Here is a 15591-nt window from a genome sequence, read left to right on the forward strand (position 1 = left end):
ATATGAAATTATCTCTTTTCATTTGCTTATTCCTTTTCTTTTTCATTCCCTTGACTAGTATCAGTCAAGCAGATAGCCTGGAATTACAATTACCAAAAGCTTCTCAAGCAGAAAAAATAGGGCTGTATAAAAAACTGACGATAAAATACAGTGAGATCAAACTGGAAAAGGCTTTTGACTATGCCCGCCAGGGGCTGGCGCTGGTCAACGACTCTATTTCTAAGGATGCTGGCTTCTTTTATTTATTATTAGGAAAGATTGCTAACGAACAAGGAAATCCTCAACAAGCTTTACGCTATTACAATAAGACATTGGAAGTTGCTCAAGCGTTAAATTATGAACTTGGTATTGCCAAAAGTTTTCAAAATATAGGGGTCACTCATATTCGAATGGGGCATTATGAAAAAGCATTAAAACACTACTTAGATGCTCTAAATATCTACCAGAAACACAATAAAAATGAACTTGTAATAGGAATCTTAAACAATCTGGGAACCTTACACTCTTGTCACCTAAAAAACAATCAAAAAGCAAAAACATATTTTGAGCAAGCATTAGATCTGACAAAAAACAACGACGATCACAATTTTAAATCCTACATCCTGACTAATATCGGAGAAATGTATCTAAGGCAAGAAGCTTATGAAAAAGCGACTGCTTCCTTTTCTGAAGCACTCTCACTTGCTAAAAAAGAAAACAATATTCAGGTAATTGTAAATATTTTAAAAAATCTATCTGCAATCCACCTTGCTAAAGAAGAATACCCCCCAGCCTTACAATATGCACAAGAATCATTAGAAATTAGAGAAAAAGCCGGGTTCTCATTAAAAATAGCATTAGAATACCTGCATCATGGAAACATTTATGAAAAACTGGGAAACAATACAACTGCATTGCATTACTACCTAAAAGCACAGGAAACAGCATTAAAAATTCACTCTACCCCTCAATTAGTCAAAACATATGAAGCACTTCATCGCTTCTTTAAAAAAACAAAGCAGTTCGAAAAAGGATATTATTACTTATGCCTTTATACCCGTTATAAAGACTCCTTATTCACTACCGAAAAATCAAAGCAACTCCAGCAGATTCAAACCAAATTTGATGTCGAAAACAAACAAAAAGAAGTACAACTGTTAACCAACTCATTACAGATAAAAGAACTTCAGAACCAACAGCAACAAACCGCTGTAACAACCCTTATCATAGGTCTCCTGGCATCTGTATTTATTTTGTCAACTGCTATATTTGCTTATATTCATAAAAGAAAGATAAGCAAGGCATTAGAAGAGAAGAACAAAAAAATAGCTACCACATTACAAGAGCGGGAAATCTTATTAAAAGAAGTGCATCACAGAGTCAAAAACAATCTGCAGATTGTAGCTAGTTTAATAAATCTACAACATGAGTTTGGTAACAAAACACCTCCTCAGGAGGTCCTACAAAAAGTGCAGGATAAGATTGAAGCCATGGTTATCATACATGAAAACTTGTATAAAAAAGGAGACCTTTCTTCTATTTCGTTTAAAACTTATATAGAGCGATTATCCTCTTATTTTAAAACAAGTTATGCCCTATCTGAGCAAGGTATTAGTATCACCACCGATGTGGTCGACACTCCTATAAATATAGATACGCTGGTACCTTGCGGATTAATCCTAAATGAAATTATCTCTAACAGTATCAAACATGCATTTCCTCCTACTCATAATGGAGCTATTATGATTAAGGCTTCACTATCGGATCAGGGGTGTACCTTAGCAATAAAAGATAATGGTATAGGATTTCCTAAAGATTTTGATCCAACAAAGCATAAAGACTCATTAGGAATGCAGCTTATCAAAGGACTGAGCAAACAAATAAAAGGAACGCTGAGTATAACATCTGATAAGGGGACCACATACACCCTTTCTTTTCCTCTTAGTTTAGAATAACAATGACCCTTTTTTTTAAAACATTCACCCTTAAAATAAAACCACAGACCAAATTCAATTAGAGATCATGAGCATATTACCTAGGTTTGTATCTCGAAAACAAAAAAGATAATCATATGAGATTTTTTCAGAAATCAGCAACCTTGTTATGCTGTACTTTTATATCCTTATTAATTGGATGTGATTCCAATGACGATACTTCTTCTACAGACACAAATCTTTTAATAGAAGAGGCAATGCTCCATGACTTCCCTCTGAAAGAAACTTCATATTCCTCGATACAAATTACAGATCCTAAAATTGTAAACAATACAGAGATTGTTCCCGGTAAAATTGAAATTATCGTTTCAGAAACCGCTCCTTTGAGCTTAAGCTTAAAAACGGTCGGTTTTAATCAAGATAATTTCAGCATTAGTCCTTCTGTTGGAGATATCAGAGATTATAATAACAATGAGAAACACCGATATACGATAACCTCTTTGAAAGACCAACAAGCAGTACTTCATTACGATGTGTACGTCAAAAAAAATATTCCTGTAGAAACATTAAAAATAACCGACCTCGTTTTTGAAAAAAGCAAAAACCAACAATTCTCAAATGATATTAACATCGCCAAAAGAGTAGAAGACAATAGCGGAATTGACAAAATTTATGTTTTTGTCCCTGTAGGAACAGATTTCACCAGTCTCACTCCGACTATTAGCTACGATGCTTCAAAATTATTTTATTATCAGGATACTTCTCAGGCTCCCGGATCGACAGATCAAGAATATCCTGCCGAAGGAGTTGCTATTGATTTTAAATATCCTAAATCATTTATTCTTGAAACAAGAAACAGTGATCATAGTGCATCCAAAACTACCGTTGTTATAGTGGATATAAAAAACCCGATAAAACTGGAATCCGAGACAATTACTACTCCAGATGCAACTGCTGGGACTACAGAGAGTTTTACGGTTACTAAATGGATTAATCAAGGAAACCATGTCATCAGGTATACCAAAGCAAACACCTACGAAAATCAAACCCCTGAGACTCCCACAAATGTTATTACGGTAAGAAGAACGCTTCCTAGTGGAGGATTGAGACCTGGAGAAAGTGCAGATGTATCAGTGAGAGTAAATAGCAGAAACTATCCCGCCGGGGATTACAGCACAACAGCTGTTATCTATCCCGGATTCGAATATCATGAAGAAATCGATGAATTACTGGAACCTGCAAAACTCGCTGTCTCATCCAAAATAAAAACCCCTTAAATCAATCCATAAAACGATTGCTAATTGACAATAAACTCCCTCGAAATATTCAAATATCAATGATCGGGTACTCGATAAAGCCTTCCTTTTACATTGGAAGGTTTTGTTTTTTTCCTACAAAAAATAATCTTTTACTACTTAATTTATTTTTATTCTAAAAAACACTCTTATTCCCTTTATCTTTACTACTAAAATAAGGCTATCTCACTTATCTTATCTCCTTCCTTTTTTCTCAAAAACATCCCAATCAATACATTTACAACATATTATGATTATGGTTTTTGTGTTTTTTTTAGTATCTTACAAGAAATCTATCACACACAATCATATTGGGGCTCTATATATTATATTAATTTTATACGCCCCCAATTATGAAAAAACTGTTACCATTACTATTCCTTTCCCTATGTGTCAGCTGCGATATTCCTACAGACGGAATGTCCCAAAATGGTAGAAAATCTGCTCCTACTAAAACAAAAATTGATTTTCAGGGAAACACTATTGTACTCCCCCAAGGATATTTACTCATATCCGCAGAAGAATTCGAAAATCGTATAGAGTCCATTGCAGATTCTTCTAAATTCAAAAAGATGGCGAAACAAGAATTAGAAAAAGTTAAGAACAGAAAAGTAGAATATCAATTATTTATAGATCCTAATAATTCAAAAAACTTTGTTTTTGTATATACGAGAAACTATGTAGAATTTGATGAGTTTATCGCTCAAAAATACGTTTCAAATCTCAATAAAGAATTAAAGAGGGAATCAAATAAACAACGAATTAAATATAGAAGAATTCACGGGCGTTACTTTTTTACGAATACTTCTAAAATTGTAAAATTAAAATATATTAAAGCTGTAAAACAAGAGCAAAAATTCCAAACAGAATATTTAATCTCCTCTCAATCAGGAGGTATGGGGTTATTAGTCAGTAATACCCAGAATATTGATTTTGAAACTTCTGTAAAAGGGTTAGCAATGCGATAAGATGGACACTAACTCAACTATAATTAGAACATCCTGTCCTCTTCAGAGGGCAGGATCTTTTTTTAGTATTCCTTATTTATTCATAAAAAACAGTTTCACAAAAAAAAGATAGAAACATTTGTTTTTATAAATCGAATAGCCTTTGTAATATGTACTTCGACTGTCTTAGTAGAAATCCCTAAAATTTCCGCAATCTCTTTATGTTTTTTTTGTTCAAAACGGCTTAATTTAAAAACTTCCTTACACTTTTTAGGGAGTTTTTCTATCACTTTTTCTAATTTAACCAAATCTTCCGATATGGTGTCCTGCGTTTCTTCTTCTGAAAAAACTTCAAACATTATTTCCCATTTTAATGCATCTAATGCATCTCCTTCTCGTTTTTGTTTCCGCAAATGCATTAAGAATTCATTATGGCAGGATCTGAAAAGATAACTTTTTAATGAAGAAGTAATATTCAATTCCTCTTTCTTCTCCCATATTCTGAGAAAGACATTTTGGATCAAATCTTCTGACAATATTGTGTCATTTGACAACTTAAACATATACCGATGTAATCCTATATAATAAGTGTCAAAGAGAATTTTATAGCTTTTTCTATCCCCTTTGACAATGCCTTTAATAAGGTCTTTTTCAGTATAGGTAATATTGTTTTTCATGATGAGTACGCCCCGCTAAATTAAAAAAAATAAAATAAAAGTAAGGGAATGTTATCATTTCTGCATCTTATATACAGATACACCTAAGAATGATCAATTATTTAACGATAATAAAAAAGTACCTTAATAACACCATTTCTTCTTCTGAACGGGAAATGCTCTGGCAGTGGCTTCAAAATGACGCTAGGAACAGAACGCTTTTCAAAGAAGAAATAAAAAAATGGTATCAAAGACAGGAAAAGAAAGAAGATGTTGACCCTAATTCGGCATATCTTAGGTTTATGACTGCTATCACTAAAAAGAGACCTTCTTTTCTTCAAAAAATAATCTCTTTTCATCCAATAAGATATGCTGCTGCCCTTCTTTGCGGAATCTTGTTTGGTGCTTATTTCTTATATACTAATACTGATATATTCCCCTCTTCAGAAAGAGTTCCTTTCGTCACGGAATATCCCAACTCCGATAATAAGGTCAAAATTGTTCAATCGGATGGGAGTATAACCTATATAGACCTCGAAGGTCAGACCCAATTAACCGATCAGACAGGAGGAGTAATCGGCACAAAAAATAAGGACCAACTGGTATTAGCTTCTAAAACTACCGCAAGAGAGGCTGCTTTTATGGAAATTTCTATTCCGAAGGGCAATATGTTTCAACTGACACTGGCAGACGGGACAAAAGTGTGGCTAAACGCTTCCAGTTCTTTAAAATTCCCTCAGAGTTTTGACCCTTCTGATACAAACCGAATTGTATACCTCGAAGGAGAAGCCTTTTTTGATGTAACCAAAAACAAAGCGCAACCTTTTATTGTTAAAACGAAAGATATCGATGTCAGTGTGCTGGGAACTCAATTTAATGTTTCATCCTATCAGGATGACGAAGCTATCAAAACGACACTGGTAGAAGGCTCTGTGGCAATTCATCAGAAAAACAATACTGCAAAAAAAATGATTCTTACCCCAAGTTATCAAGCAGTTTTTGATAAAAAACAACAATCGATTCATCAGAAAAAAGTAAATACTACTGTATACACTTCCTGGATGAGTAAGAAGATTATTATTCAGAATGAAACCTTTGCAGAAGTTTCAAAACGGATAGAACGTGCTTATAATGTGTCGATTCACAGTCATAATAAAAAACTAAACACAACACGGTTTACAGGTGAATTTGACATAGAAAATATCGAAGAAATTTTTATGACATTTTCCAAAACTTTAGAATTTACATATGAAATAAAAGATAATACAATTACAATCAATCCATAGAAAAAGGAAGTGCGGCAACACCTCCTTTTTAGAATGTTGATTATTAAAATAGGTACTAACAATCAAACTTTTCAAAATTATGAAAAAAAAAGGGAATCCCTGGTCATGTATTCTCATGACCGATAAATCAATGATCCTTAAAATGAAGCTATCATTTATTGCTTTTTGTTTTTCTGTTTTTCAAATAATGGCGACGTCCGGTTTTTCTCAGGGTAAGATTCAATTAAACTTTGAAAAAGCGCCAATCAGTGATGTCCTTCATGAAATAAGGAACCAAGCCCCTTATAAATTCTTTTACATGAATCAGGAGATTAATCTGGATCAAAAAACATCTATTCATGTAAACAATGAAACACTGGAGAATGTACTATCCATCCTTTTTGAAGATACGAATATCTCATATGCTATTATAGGAAAGCAGGTTATACTAAAAAAAGCACCTAAAAAGACAAAAGAAGTACTCTACAGAGAAATTAAAGGAACTGTCAAGGATGTAAATGGGAGTCCGCTACCTGGTGCAAATATCATTGTCAAAGGTACTTCCATAGGTGCGCAAACAGATTTTGATGGCAATTTTTCTATCAATATATCAGAAGAACACACCACATTAGTTATTTCTTTTATAGGATTCGAAACTACCGAGGTAGACATCCAGGGAAAAGATTTTATCAATATCGTATTAAAAGATGCTTCTGCTCAATTAGATGATGTTGTTATTGTAGGATCCAGAAACCCCAGCAGGACAGCTACAGAAACAGCTGTAGCAATTGACGTCATTGATGTGACAGAAATAGCCTCTCAAGGACCTCAAACCTCTGTAAATGAAATACTCAATTATGTTGCTCCTTCTTTCACCTCACAAACACAGACGGTCTCCGACGGAACCGATCATATCGACCCTGCATCCTTACGGGGACTTGGTCCGGATCAGGTACTGGTCTTAATCAATGGAAAAAGAAGGCACAATTCTTCACTGATTAATGTTAATGGAACTGTAGGAGCTGGTAGCGTTGGGACTGACATGAATGCAATTCCTACATCTGCGATACAACGAATTGAAGTATTGAGAGATGGCGCTGCTGCACAATATGGATCGGATGCTATCGCTGGAGTTATTAATTTGGTACTAAAAAAAGATACCGGAAAATTAGATCTTACCTTGACTACCGGAGCAAACTTTAGTAAGAACGCAAACCAGTTTGAAGGAGGTAGTGATGGAGAAAAGGTGAAAATTGAAGCCAATTATGGATTAGCTATCGGGGACAATGGGGGGTATATCAATTTCTCCGGTTCACTATCCTCCAGAGAACCTGCTTTAAGAAATAAAGACTATCAGGGAGGTATCTTCAGAGGATATCACGGTGCTGAAAGGGTATTCGCTGCTAATGGAGGAATCGTAGCAGCAATGACATTGACTGACTATCAAACTGCTTCTCAGGAGCTGAGCTACCTAAATCAGGATACAAAAGATCAGATTGCCGCCTTAGACCTTACCAATGAAGACGATATTACCTCGCTTAGAGAACTATTAAATTTTGATGCTGATGAAGATGAACTAGCTGCGAGAGGACTGAGTCGTTCTGATTTTAGATTTAAAGTAGGTACTTCTAAGCTAAGAGAGGGTAAATTCTTCGCTAATATGGAAATTCCTGTTGGAGAGAATGCCACTGTCTATAGTTTTGGTGGTATTAGTTATCGTCAGGGATTGGCTGCCGGATTTTACAGAAGACCAGCTCAAGCAGATGGCAGAGCAAATACACCTGCATTCCCTAATGGTTTTTTGCCTAATATAGGTACGGATATCATTGATAAATCCTTAGCCACAGGAATCAAAGGAAAAATCAATGATTGGAATATTGATTTTTCGAATACTTATGGAATAAACACCTTTGACATAACAGTGAGTAACTCCAGTAATGGAACTCTGGGCGTTGCAACCCCCAGAACCTTTGATGCAGGGGCACTAAAATTTATGCAGAATACAACCAACCTTGACACTAATAAATTTCATGAAGACATTTTTAGTGGGTTAAACATTGCGATGGGAGCTGAATTCAAGGTAGAAAACTATGCTATTAGTGCAGGAGAAGAGGCCTCTTATACCAGTTATGATATTAACGGAAACCCTGTAAATAGTGCTACCCCAGACGGATTACTTGTTCGTAACAATTTTACAGGGTCCGTTCTTGGAGGAGGATCACAGGTTTTTAGAGGATATGATCCTAATAATGAAACTGATAAATTCAGAAACAGTATTGCTGGGTATATTGATATAGAAGCTGATTTCACAGATAAATGGCTCTTTAGTGTTGCTGGGCGTTATGAAAACTTCTCTGATTTTGGAGATACATTTAATTATAAAGTAGCAACTCGCTATAAATTATCAGAAGACTTCTCGATCCGTGCAGCCAATAGTACGGGATTTAGAGCACCTTCTCTACATCAGCAGTTTTTTAGCAGAACCAGTACCGTATTTGTAGACAATCAACCTTTTGAACAAGGAACATTCACGAATGATAGCCGAGCAGCGTCCCTTATCGGTATTGCAAAACTAAAAGAAGAAACTTCTAATAGCTTTAGCGCTGGTCTTACTGCCAAAATTAAAAACCTTACCATTACAGCAGATGCATATCTGATTACTATTGATGATCGTATTATTTATAGTGGAAGCTTTGGGAACGGAGGAGACCCTGAACTAACTCAGGTATTTCAGACTGCCGGAGCAACGAGTGCTCGTTTTTTCGTTAATGCCATTGACACTAAATCTCAAGGGTTTGATGTTGTTATTTCTCATAAAGCATCTCTGGGAGATGAAGTAACCTTAAAAAATGACTTGTCTGCTACTTTCTCTAAAACAGAAGTCGAAGAAATCAGAGTTCCTGAAAAAATTGCAAATGCGGGATTGAGTGGTAGTTTTTTTGATGGACAAGAAGAAGCCTTCTTAACCCTTGCTCAACCGAGAGCAAAGGTAAACCTCACAAACAGTCTATCTATAGGAAATTGGGATTTCCTTCTAAGAAATGTATTCTTTGGAGAAGTGACAGATCCTGATGATTTTAATGGCGACCTGCGAGTAGAGGGAACAACCGTAAGTGATGATGCCATATATGGAAGTAAAATTGTAACAGATTTATCAATATCAACCTCTATTTTGAAAAACCTACAAATAACAATAGGTGCCAATAATTTATTAGATGTATATCCTGATGAGAATAGAGCAGAAGGAACTGCAGGGGATCAGTTTGTATATTCGAGAAGAACTTCTCAATTCGGGTACTCTGGTCGATTCCTTTTTGCTCGTTTAAATTTTAACTTATAAAAAAACCCCTTTTGTTCTTATGGTAAACAGGCGAGGTTACTGGTATATCCTTGCTTGTTTACCTCTTTTACTAGAATTTAAAACATGTCGCTACACAAGGATTCACTTCCTTATGACATATCATGTACTCACATTGAAATCATGTGTGTCTAGGAACTGAATATTCTAGATATCAAATAAAACAATATCGGGTTATTAAAAAGAGCAGGGCCATAAAAACAGCCCTGCTCTAATTTTATAATTAACTAAACTTCTTTGTTATTTTTTAATAATTCGTTGTATTTGGTTTTTACCTTCAGATGAGATCTTTATCATATAAACACCTCTTTTCAGACCTGATACATTAATTGTGTTTTCTGCAGATCCTTTCTGAATAGTCTTTCCTAAAAGGTCAATAATTTCATAAGATGCATCTACTGTTGGTGGTAAGAATATTTCTATCTCTCCTCCTGCAACCGGGTTAGGAGCTACTGTAAACTTCTGGTTTTCGAAAGCTTCTGTTTCTACAACCCCTTCTGTTACAGATTCTGTTAACGCTCTGCTACCACATCTACCGATTCTATTCCATCCTCTACCTGATCGTTTTTCATATAAGTACCCTCTGTACGTTACTCGATCTCCAGCAGAATACGAAACCCCAGATCTCCATGGAGCTACTCCTGCGCAAATATCTCCACTACCACCACAGTTTCCTGAAGCAGTATACGTTGTGGAATTACAGTTAATTGTAAAAGAATCTACATTCTGCCCTGAGTTTCTTGCCTGCCAGTTTGTTCCTACAGTAGTCGATACTTGTCTGGATTGTCCTGCACTAATCGTAAACTGAGAACTTCCATTTCTGTAAAAACTCAAGCTACAATTGGTACTGTTTCTAAAAGTGACATTGACCTGATCTCCATCAGAGCATCCTCCGCCACCACTAAGTCCCATGGCTCTCCAAAAATTTGAAACAGTAGCTCTCACTCCGTAATTACTTCCTCCACTTCTGCTACATCCACCATATCCATGTACTCCTACTGCATTTCCTGAAGCTTCATCAATAATAGGGCTTCCTGAATTTCCTCCTTCAGTATCTGTTCTATATCTCACAAAAGTATTGGTAGAAGAGGATAATGGTCCTGAATGCGTTTGCTGCGTCTGATTATCTCTACCTGTATCGACTCCGTATCCCGTAATTCGAATTGTACTTCCCGGATTACTCTGTACTACATTGTATGATTTTCCTTGCGCCTGAATTGGCGTTTTTCCTGTTTGGCTATTGGCACTTGCTGTAAAAACTGCCCAATCAGTAGAAGCTCCTGTATATTCAGTTACAAAGTTTCCAATAGGATATTGGTCTTCTGGTCCTGGGTGTACAACACTTCCTCCTGAGTTAGATTTTGGAACCTGAAACTCTATTAATTGTGCTCTACTAGTAGCACAATGTCCAGCTGTTACCAGTTTTCCATTTCTAATAATCCAACCTGTACATCCTATTGGCATAATTCTACCAATTGCTCTATCTGAGGAAGCTCTCCTATCATCAGAAGATCCACATTGTGTTTTTGTGGACGACTTTTCTCCTACTTCCAGTTCATTCACTTTTAGACGAATTGCTCCCGATTTTGCTCCAGAAGTCAATGTTACTCTTACCTTATCTCCATTAAAATAAGCTGTAGAGTTTTTCCATTCTTTAAGTGTGTTTGCTGTTAGTGTTTGCGTTGCTCCATCTAATAATGATGTAATGGTAAGTTTCCCATTAGCACCTAATTCTACCTCCTCAAAGTACAATCGTAACCAAGTAGCTCCTTTTTCGGTTACTACTTCCGAAGCTTCTTGTGTTCCGCTCTTATTTGCATTTGTTTTTATCTCCAGGTTATACTTGGAATAATGATGAGGTAGTTCTTCCTGTGCAAATACATTCGCACATGACCATAAAATTATGGTCAATAAAAAAAGTGATTTTTTCATGTTTAAAAGATGAGTTTGTGTTAATTGTTAAATTTTGTTTAGTTAATTACAAAACTAAAAGTACAACAATAAAACAATCATCTCAAAAACAACATATTACATTTTAATGCGAATTAGTCTAATTTAGTATTTATTTAACAAAAAAAGCGTTCAAATATCTTGAACGCTTTCTTATAACGGGTTCTATTAATCAAAAAATCAATATCACTGAATTCTTTTTATGCTACAAGAATTACAATGTTGTGATTTGTATCGGTCCTGCCCACTCACTATATGTATCTAAGTTACATCTAGAGCGTACATATACATTATAAGTGGTTCTTGATTCTAATTTTTTTATTTCTACATTGTTACTTCCTACGTTAAGGATATTTCCTTCCTCACCTACGATTGGCTCATCATTTTTTGCAATGTTGTCATCTAGTTTTTGGTATCTTACTTCCCAAGACTGCTCTTTATAGATAGCGTCTTGCTCCCATATGACATTTACAGTTTCATTCGTTACATCTTCTGTAGAAAGACCTTTTGGCTCCACACATATGGTGCTCACTTGATCATCTATTGTTACTTCTGTCCCTGAAGTAGTAGTCGTATCAAAAGATTCTGATTCGCAACTTATTAGTGCGATCGAAAACAAGGTTAGAAAAAGGGCTTTTTTAATCATTTTTTTAAAATTTAAATAGTGCTTTAAATAATTATTTTGGTTAAAAATTCGAGGCAAAAGTATTTAAAAAAACAATACAAAAAGCATGTAAAAAAGCTACCTAACTAAAAGAAAAATAGAGACTTACAAAATGAAAAAATAAGAGATTCGCATTAAACAATTGATCGGATTGCACATAATGGAACTAAAACAAAAGAGTTTAGTTAAAATCATTCATTTTTTTAACAAAAAACACAAGAAATCAAAAACACATAAAATGTTAATAAAAACAAAAAATACTGACAAAAACTCAATAAAAAAATCAAAAACAACTCAATTTTTATCATTTAAATAATAAAAAGACTTTTTTTTAATGAATATATCAAGATCAAAAAGAAAAATTGTTCATTATTGACAAAAAAAAGAGACTTTCCTTTTGTATTCGAAAAAATAACGGCACTTTTTTTCTTCAAAAAAGACTTTTTACAAAGAAGTTTGCTCCTATTTGCTCATTCGTTCCATAGACGGAATGACTAAAAAAGGCACATTTGTATGATACACTATTTGATTTACAACAGGCTTAAAAAGTAAATTATCAAAGAAAGAATGCTTATTATGTATCATAGCCAATAGATGAATAGGATTTTTTTTCTGATAATCTTCAATTGCTTCTATTACGTCCATTCCATCTGTAATATGAAATGTATGTGTATTTTCTTTAAAATATTCATCCAAAAATACTTTGGTTTCTTCCTGATAATCACTTAACGACAATCCGTAATAAGCATATAACATTGTTAGTTTGGTCTGATGGTTTGTACTTATTTCTTTGATAAAAGAAAGCGCTGTATTATCTGTATTCAGATTATAATCTGTAGGAAAAAGGATTTCTTTTGGAGTAATATAAGCATATTCTTCTGGTACTGCTATAACGGGACACTTTGCTTTTTTTATCATATACATCGTATGGGTGCCCATAAAAATTTCTTTTGCTCCAGTAGCCCCCTTTGTCCCCATCACAATAAGATCTATACCCTCATTATCAATGACCTGCAATGCCTCATCAATAAGCGTATTAAAGGCTGACCTATGAATGAAATGATGTCTCGGGTTTTGAAATTCTTCTTTTATTTTTTCTATGATGATTTCCAGTCCTTTTTCTGAGTTTTCCCTTGAAATATCTTCTAACTGATACATCTGTTGATTTTCTAATAAATACTGATCATGATAGGATATAGGGGTATATGTGTTCAACAAATAGAAGGTACAGGTTTCATTTTCATATAAACGAAGTGCGTATCGTATGGCATTAAATGCATTTTCTGAGAAATCTGTTGGTAATAGAATTTTTTTCATGGTGTATCGTCTTTTATTTTCTTGGTAAGTTTTGCATTACCAGAAATGGTATCGTAATCTGTAATCCTATCTTATCAATCGTCGACTGAAAAAATATATATTCCAAAAATGAATGTCTGGAATTAACCATAACCAGCATATCGATAGCCTTATCTCTTATAAATGTATTGATTGCTTGTGATAGGCTCTCGGAGGCTTCTCTGTGAAAAGTAAGGTGATTTTCTTTAAAACAATCTTCCAGAAACAGCTTATTGTCTTCTTGCCGGAAGGATAATTCATCAGAATCCGAAATAAACAACATGTGAATCATCGATCTATAACTCTTGGAAATCGTAGATAACAGTCTCAACTCTCTCTTCTTATATGGAATTTTAAAATTCGTAGGAAAAAGGATTTTTTTAGGTTGTGTATATGAGCCATAAGATTGAGGAATTGCTAAAACAGGACATTTTACATATTTCATCAAGTGCAGGGTATTACTCCCAAAAATAGCATATTTATGGGAAGTTTGTCCTTTGGTTCCCATAAGAATCAGATCGATATTTTCTTGATCTGCCAATACATTTGCAGCATCTACCAATTCATCAAAAACAGCTATTTTATGGTACTCATGTTTTGGATTGGGAGAGATTCCCCTAAGTGTCGTCTCAACCTCTGTTAATTGCTGAATTGTTTTCTTGTGAATTGCGTTTTTTAACGCTTCAAAAGTTTTTCTATCAGGAATCATTTCTTCCGCATAAACTTCATCTGCATACGCATGTAATATAAAGAATTCACAGCGTTCATACTTATAAAGTTCTGCTCCATACCGAAAGGCATTCATTGCATTTTCAGAGAAGTCTGTAGGGATTAGAATTTTCCTCATAATGATCGGTTTTGTTATGATTATGGTACTTCAAAACTACTGAACCAATTTCTATAAAACCATGATAATTATCAGGTACTGTGTCTCTTCCTATGGTATTAATTATTGAGGGATTTGTACAATAAAAGTACTCCCCTTATTTTCTTCGCTGATATAAGATATGGAACCTCCGAGGCTTTCCAGGTGGCTTTTTACAATATTCAGACCGATACCTGTTCCTTGATTAAGTAATGCATTTTCTGCTCTAAAATATCTATTAAAAATAAACTTTTGTTCCTTCTCAGGAATTCCTATCCCTTCATCTCTAACAATAAACTCCAGCATCTTTCCTTCTTTTCGAACAACCAGATCAATTGTTGTATCTTCTGGGGAATATTTTACTGCATTGTGAATCAGATTAGATAAAACCAATTCTAATATCTTCTCATCAAATTCAACTATATATTCTTCAATATTCTCTGGATAAGTGATCTTCTGTCCTGATTTTAATAGCATATTAGCACCATACAGTACTTCATTGACTACTTTACTCAAAGGAAATGAGGTGAACTTATAATTTACTTTTCCGCTATCTATACGTTCTATAGACAAGAAATCATTGAGAATTCCATCGAGGTACCTAATTTTACTTTTTATGGTATTGAGGTGCTTTTCTCTTTTCTCTTGTTGTTCTGTTTTGACATACTTTCCTGCCAAAGTCGCTGAGGTCAAAATGCCACTTAGTGGAGTTTTAAACTCATGAGAAACCAGCGAAAGAAACTTGGTTTTCAACTCATTAAGCTCTCTTTCCTTGCGTAAGGATTCTTTTATCTTATTTTCTGCTTCCTTTCGTTTCTTAACTTCATCACGTAGTTCTGACACTGTTTTCCCAAGCTCTTCTGTGCGTTCATTAATCCGTTGTTCCAGCTTATCATTCAGCTCTAAGATCAATCGTTCTTGCTCTTTTCTTATAGAAATATCAATAATCAACGCCATTACATAGTGCTTTTCTCCAATATGGAAAGGGGTCAATCCTACTTCTACCGGAAATTGTTTTCCGTCTTTTCTACAACCGAAAAGATCTCTTCCTCTTCCCATTTGTCGTTTCCCGCTATTCATCATGAAGTTACTCACATGCTGCTTATGTTCTATATGGTACCTCTCGGGAATCAGTATATTCAGATGTTTTCCTACTAATTCCCTGGATTCATATCCAAACATGTCATCCGAACAAGTATTTGTTGCTACAATAATTCGTTCTTCATTCACTACGATGATTCCTTCAGAAATCGCATCTGAAAGAATCTTAAAAATCTCGCTGTTTTCTTCAATTATCATATTGAGGTCAAAAATAACAATTTTAATTCGTTGCTGAGATTCAT

11 protein-coding genes are annotated in these 15591 nt (G+C 34.7%); 5 read left to right on the forward strand and 6 right to left on the reverse strand.

Going from position 1 to position 15591, the window contains the following annotated elements; all coding sequences use genetic code 11:
* The first annotated feature begins 2 nt into the window (after nt 1–2).
* From HN014_RS05350 to HN014_RS05360, 3 genes are all read left to right on the forward strand, one after another.
* A complete protein-coding gene (locus HN014_RS05350) occupies nt 3–1934 on the forward strand; it encodes a tetratricopeptide repeat protein (RefSeq protein ID WP_176027856.1) in 1932 nt (643 codons plus the stop codon).
* A gap of 116 nt (nt 1935–2050) precedes the next feature.
* A complete protein-coding gene (locus HN014_RS05355; protein ID WP_176027857.1) occupies nt 2051–3190 on the forward strand; it encodes a hypothetical protein in 1140 nt (379 codons plus the stop codon).
* Between the two features lie 371 nt (nt 3191–3561).
* Entirely contained in the window at nt 3562–4176 is a 615-nt protein-coding gene (locus HN014_RS05360) for a hypothetical protein (protein WP_176027858.1), read from the forward strand.
* Nucleotides 4177–4271: 95 nt separating this feature from the next.
* Here HN014_RS05360 and HN014_RS05365 read toward each other — a convergent pair whose 3' ends face one another.
* Entirely contained in the window at nt 4272–4832 is a 561-nt protein-coding gene (locus HN014_RS05365; RefSeq protein WP_176027859.1) for an RNA polymerase sigma factor, read from the reverse strand.
* Nucleotides 4833–4921: 89 nt separating this feature from the next.
* Between HN014_RS05365 and HN014_RS05370 the strand changes: the two genes are divergently transcribed.
* Together HN014_RS05370 and HN014_RS05375 are read left to right on the forward strand one after the other, a co-directional pair.
* Nucleotides 4922–6097, forward strand: a complete 1176-nt coding sequence (locus HN014_RS05370) for a FecR family protein (protein WP_176027860.1) — start codon at nt 4922–4924, stop codon at nt 6095–6097.
* A gap of 79 nt (nt 6098–6176) precedes the next feature.
* Nucleotides 6177–9416, forward strand: a complete 3240-nt coding sequence (locus HN014_RS05375; RefSeq protein WP_176027861.1) for a TonB-dependent receptor — start codon at nt 6177–6179, stop codon at nt 9414–9416.
* A 258-nt stretch (nt 9417–9674) separates the two neighbouring features.
* On the opposite strand, the gene HN014_RS05380 is transcribed toward HN014_RS05375, so the two are convergent.
* The 5 genes from HN014_RS05380 to HN014_RS05400 all read right to left on the reverse strand — a co-directional run bounded on the left by HN014_RS05380 (nt 9675) and on the right by HN014_RS05400 (nt 15547).
* Nucleotides 9675–11366, reverse strand: coding sequence for a T9SS type A sorting domain-containing protein (locus HN014_RS05380; RefSeq protein ID WP_176027862.1), 1692 nt, complete (start codon nt 11364–11366; stop codon nt 9675–9677).
* A 232-nt stretch (nt 11367–11598) separates the two neighbouring features.
* The gene (locus HN014_RS05385; RefSeq protein WP_176027863.1) at nt 11599–12030 is read right to left on the reverse strand and encodes a fibronectin type III domain-containing protein; all 432 of its coding nucleotides are present in this window, start codon (nt 12028–12030) and stop codon (nt 11599–11601) included.
* 480 nt (nt 12031–12510) lie between these two features.
* Nucleotides 12511–13365, reverse strand: coding sequence for a universal stress protein (locus HN014_RS05390; protein ID WP_176027864.1), 855 nt, complete (start codon nt 13363–13365; stop codon nt 12511–12513).
* Nucleotides 13366–13378: 13 nt separating this feature from the next.
* Nucleotides 13379–14230, reverse strand: coding sequence for a universal stress protein (locus tag HN014_RS05395; RefSeq protein ID WP_176027865.1), 852 nt, complete (start codon nt 14228–14230; stop codon nt 13379–13381).
* A 102-nt stretch (nt 14231–14332) separates the two neighbouring features.
* Entirely contained in the window at nt 14333–15547 is a 1215-nt protein-coding gene (locus HN014_RS05400; RefSeq protein WP_176031041.1) for an ATP-binding protein, read from the reverse strand.
* Nucleotides 15548–15591: the final 44 nt, after the last annotated feature.

Source organism: Aquimarina sp. TRL1 (assembly GCF_013365535.1).
GTDB classification, from domain to species: Bacteria; Bacteroidota; Bacteroidia; order Flavobacteriales; family Flavobacteriaceae; genus Aquimarina; species Aquimarina hainanensis.

Excerpts from the sequence above, each read along its gene's own strand:
- HN014_RS05350 (WP_176027856.1), top strand. The coding sequence starts at position 3 with ATGAAATTATCTCTTTTCATTTGCTTATTCCTTTTCTTTTTCATTCCC.
- HN014_RS05355 (WP_176027857.1), top strand. The coding sequence starts at position 2,051 with ATGAGATTTTTTCAGAAATCAGCAACCTTGTTATGCTGTACTTTTATA.
- HN014_RS05360 (WP_176027858.1), top strand. The coding sequence starts at position 3,562 with ATGAAAAAACTGTTACCATTACTATTCCTTTCCCTATGTGTCAGCTGC.
- HN014_RS05365 (WP_176027859.1), bottom strand. The coding sequence starts at position 4,832 with ATGAAAAACAATATTACCTATACTGAAAAAGACCTTATTAAAGGCATT.
- HN014_RS05370 (WP_176027860.1), top strand. The coding sequence starts at position 4,922 with ATGATCAATTATTTAACGATAATAAAAAAGTACCTTAATAACACCATT.
- HN014_RS05375 (WP_176027861.1), top strand. The coding sequence starts at position 6,177 with ATGAAAAAAAAAGGGAATCCCTGGTCATGTATTCTCATGACCGATAAA.
- HN014_RS05380 (WP_176027862.1), bottom strand. The coding sequence starts at position 11,366 with ATGAAAAAATCACTTTTTTTATTGACCATAATTTTATGGTCATGTGCG.
- HN014_RS05385 (WP_176027863.1), bottom strand. The coding sequence starts at position 12,030 with ATGATTAAAAAAGCCCTTTTTCTAACCTTGTTTTCGATCGCACTAATA.
- HN014_RS05390 (WP_176027864.1), bottom strand. The coding sequence starts at position 13,365 with ATGAAAAAAATTCTATTACCAACAGATTTCTCAGAAAATGCATTTAAT.
- HN014_RS05395 (WP_176027865.1), bottom strand. The coding sequence starts at position 14,230 with ATGAGGAAAATTCTAATCCCTACAGACTTCTCTGAAAATGCAATGAAT.
- HN014_RS05400 (WP_176031041.1), bottom strand. The coding sequence starts at position 15,547 with ATGATAATTGAAGAAAACAGCGAGATTTTTAAGATTCTTTCAGATGCG.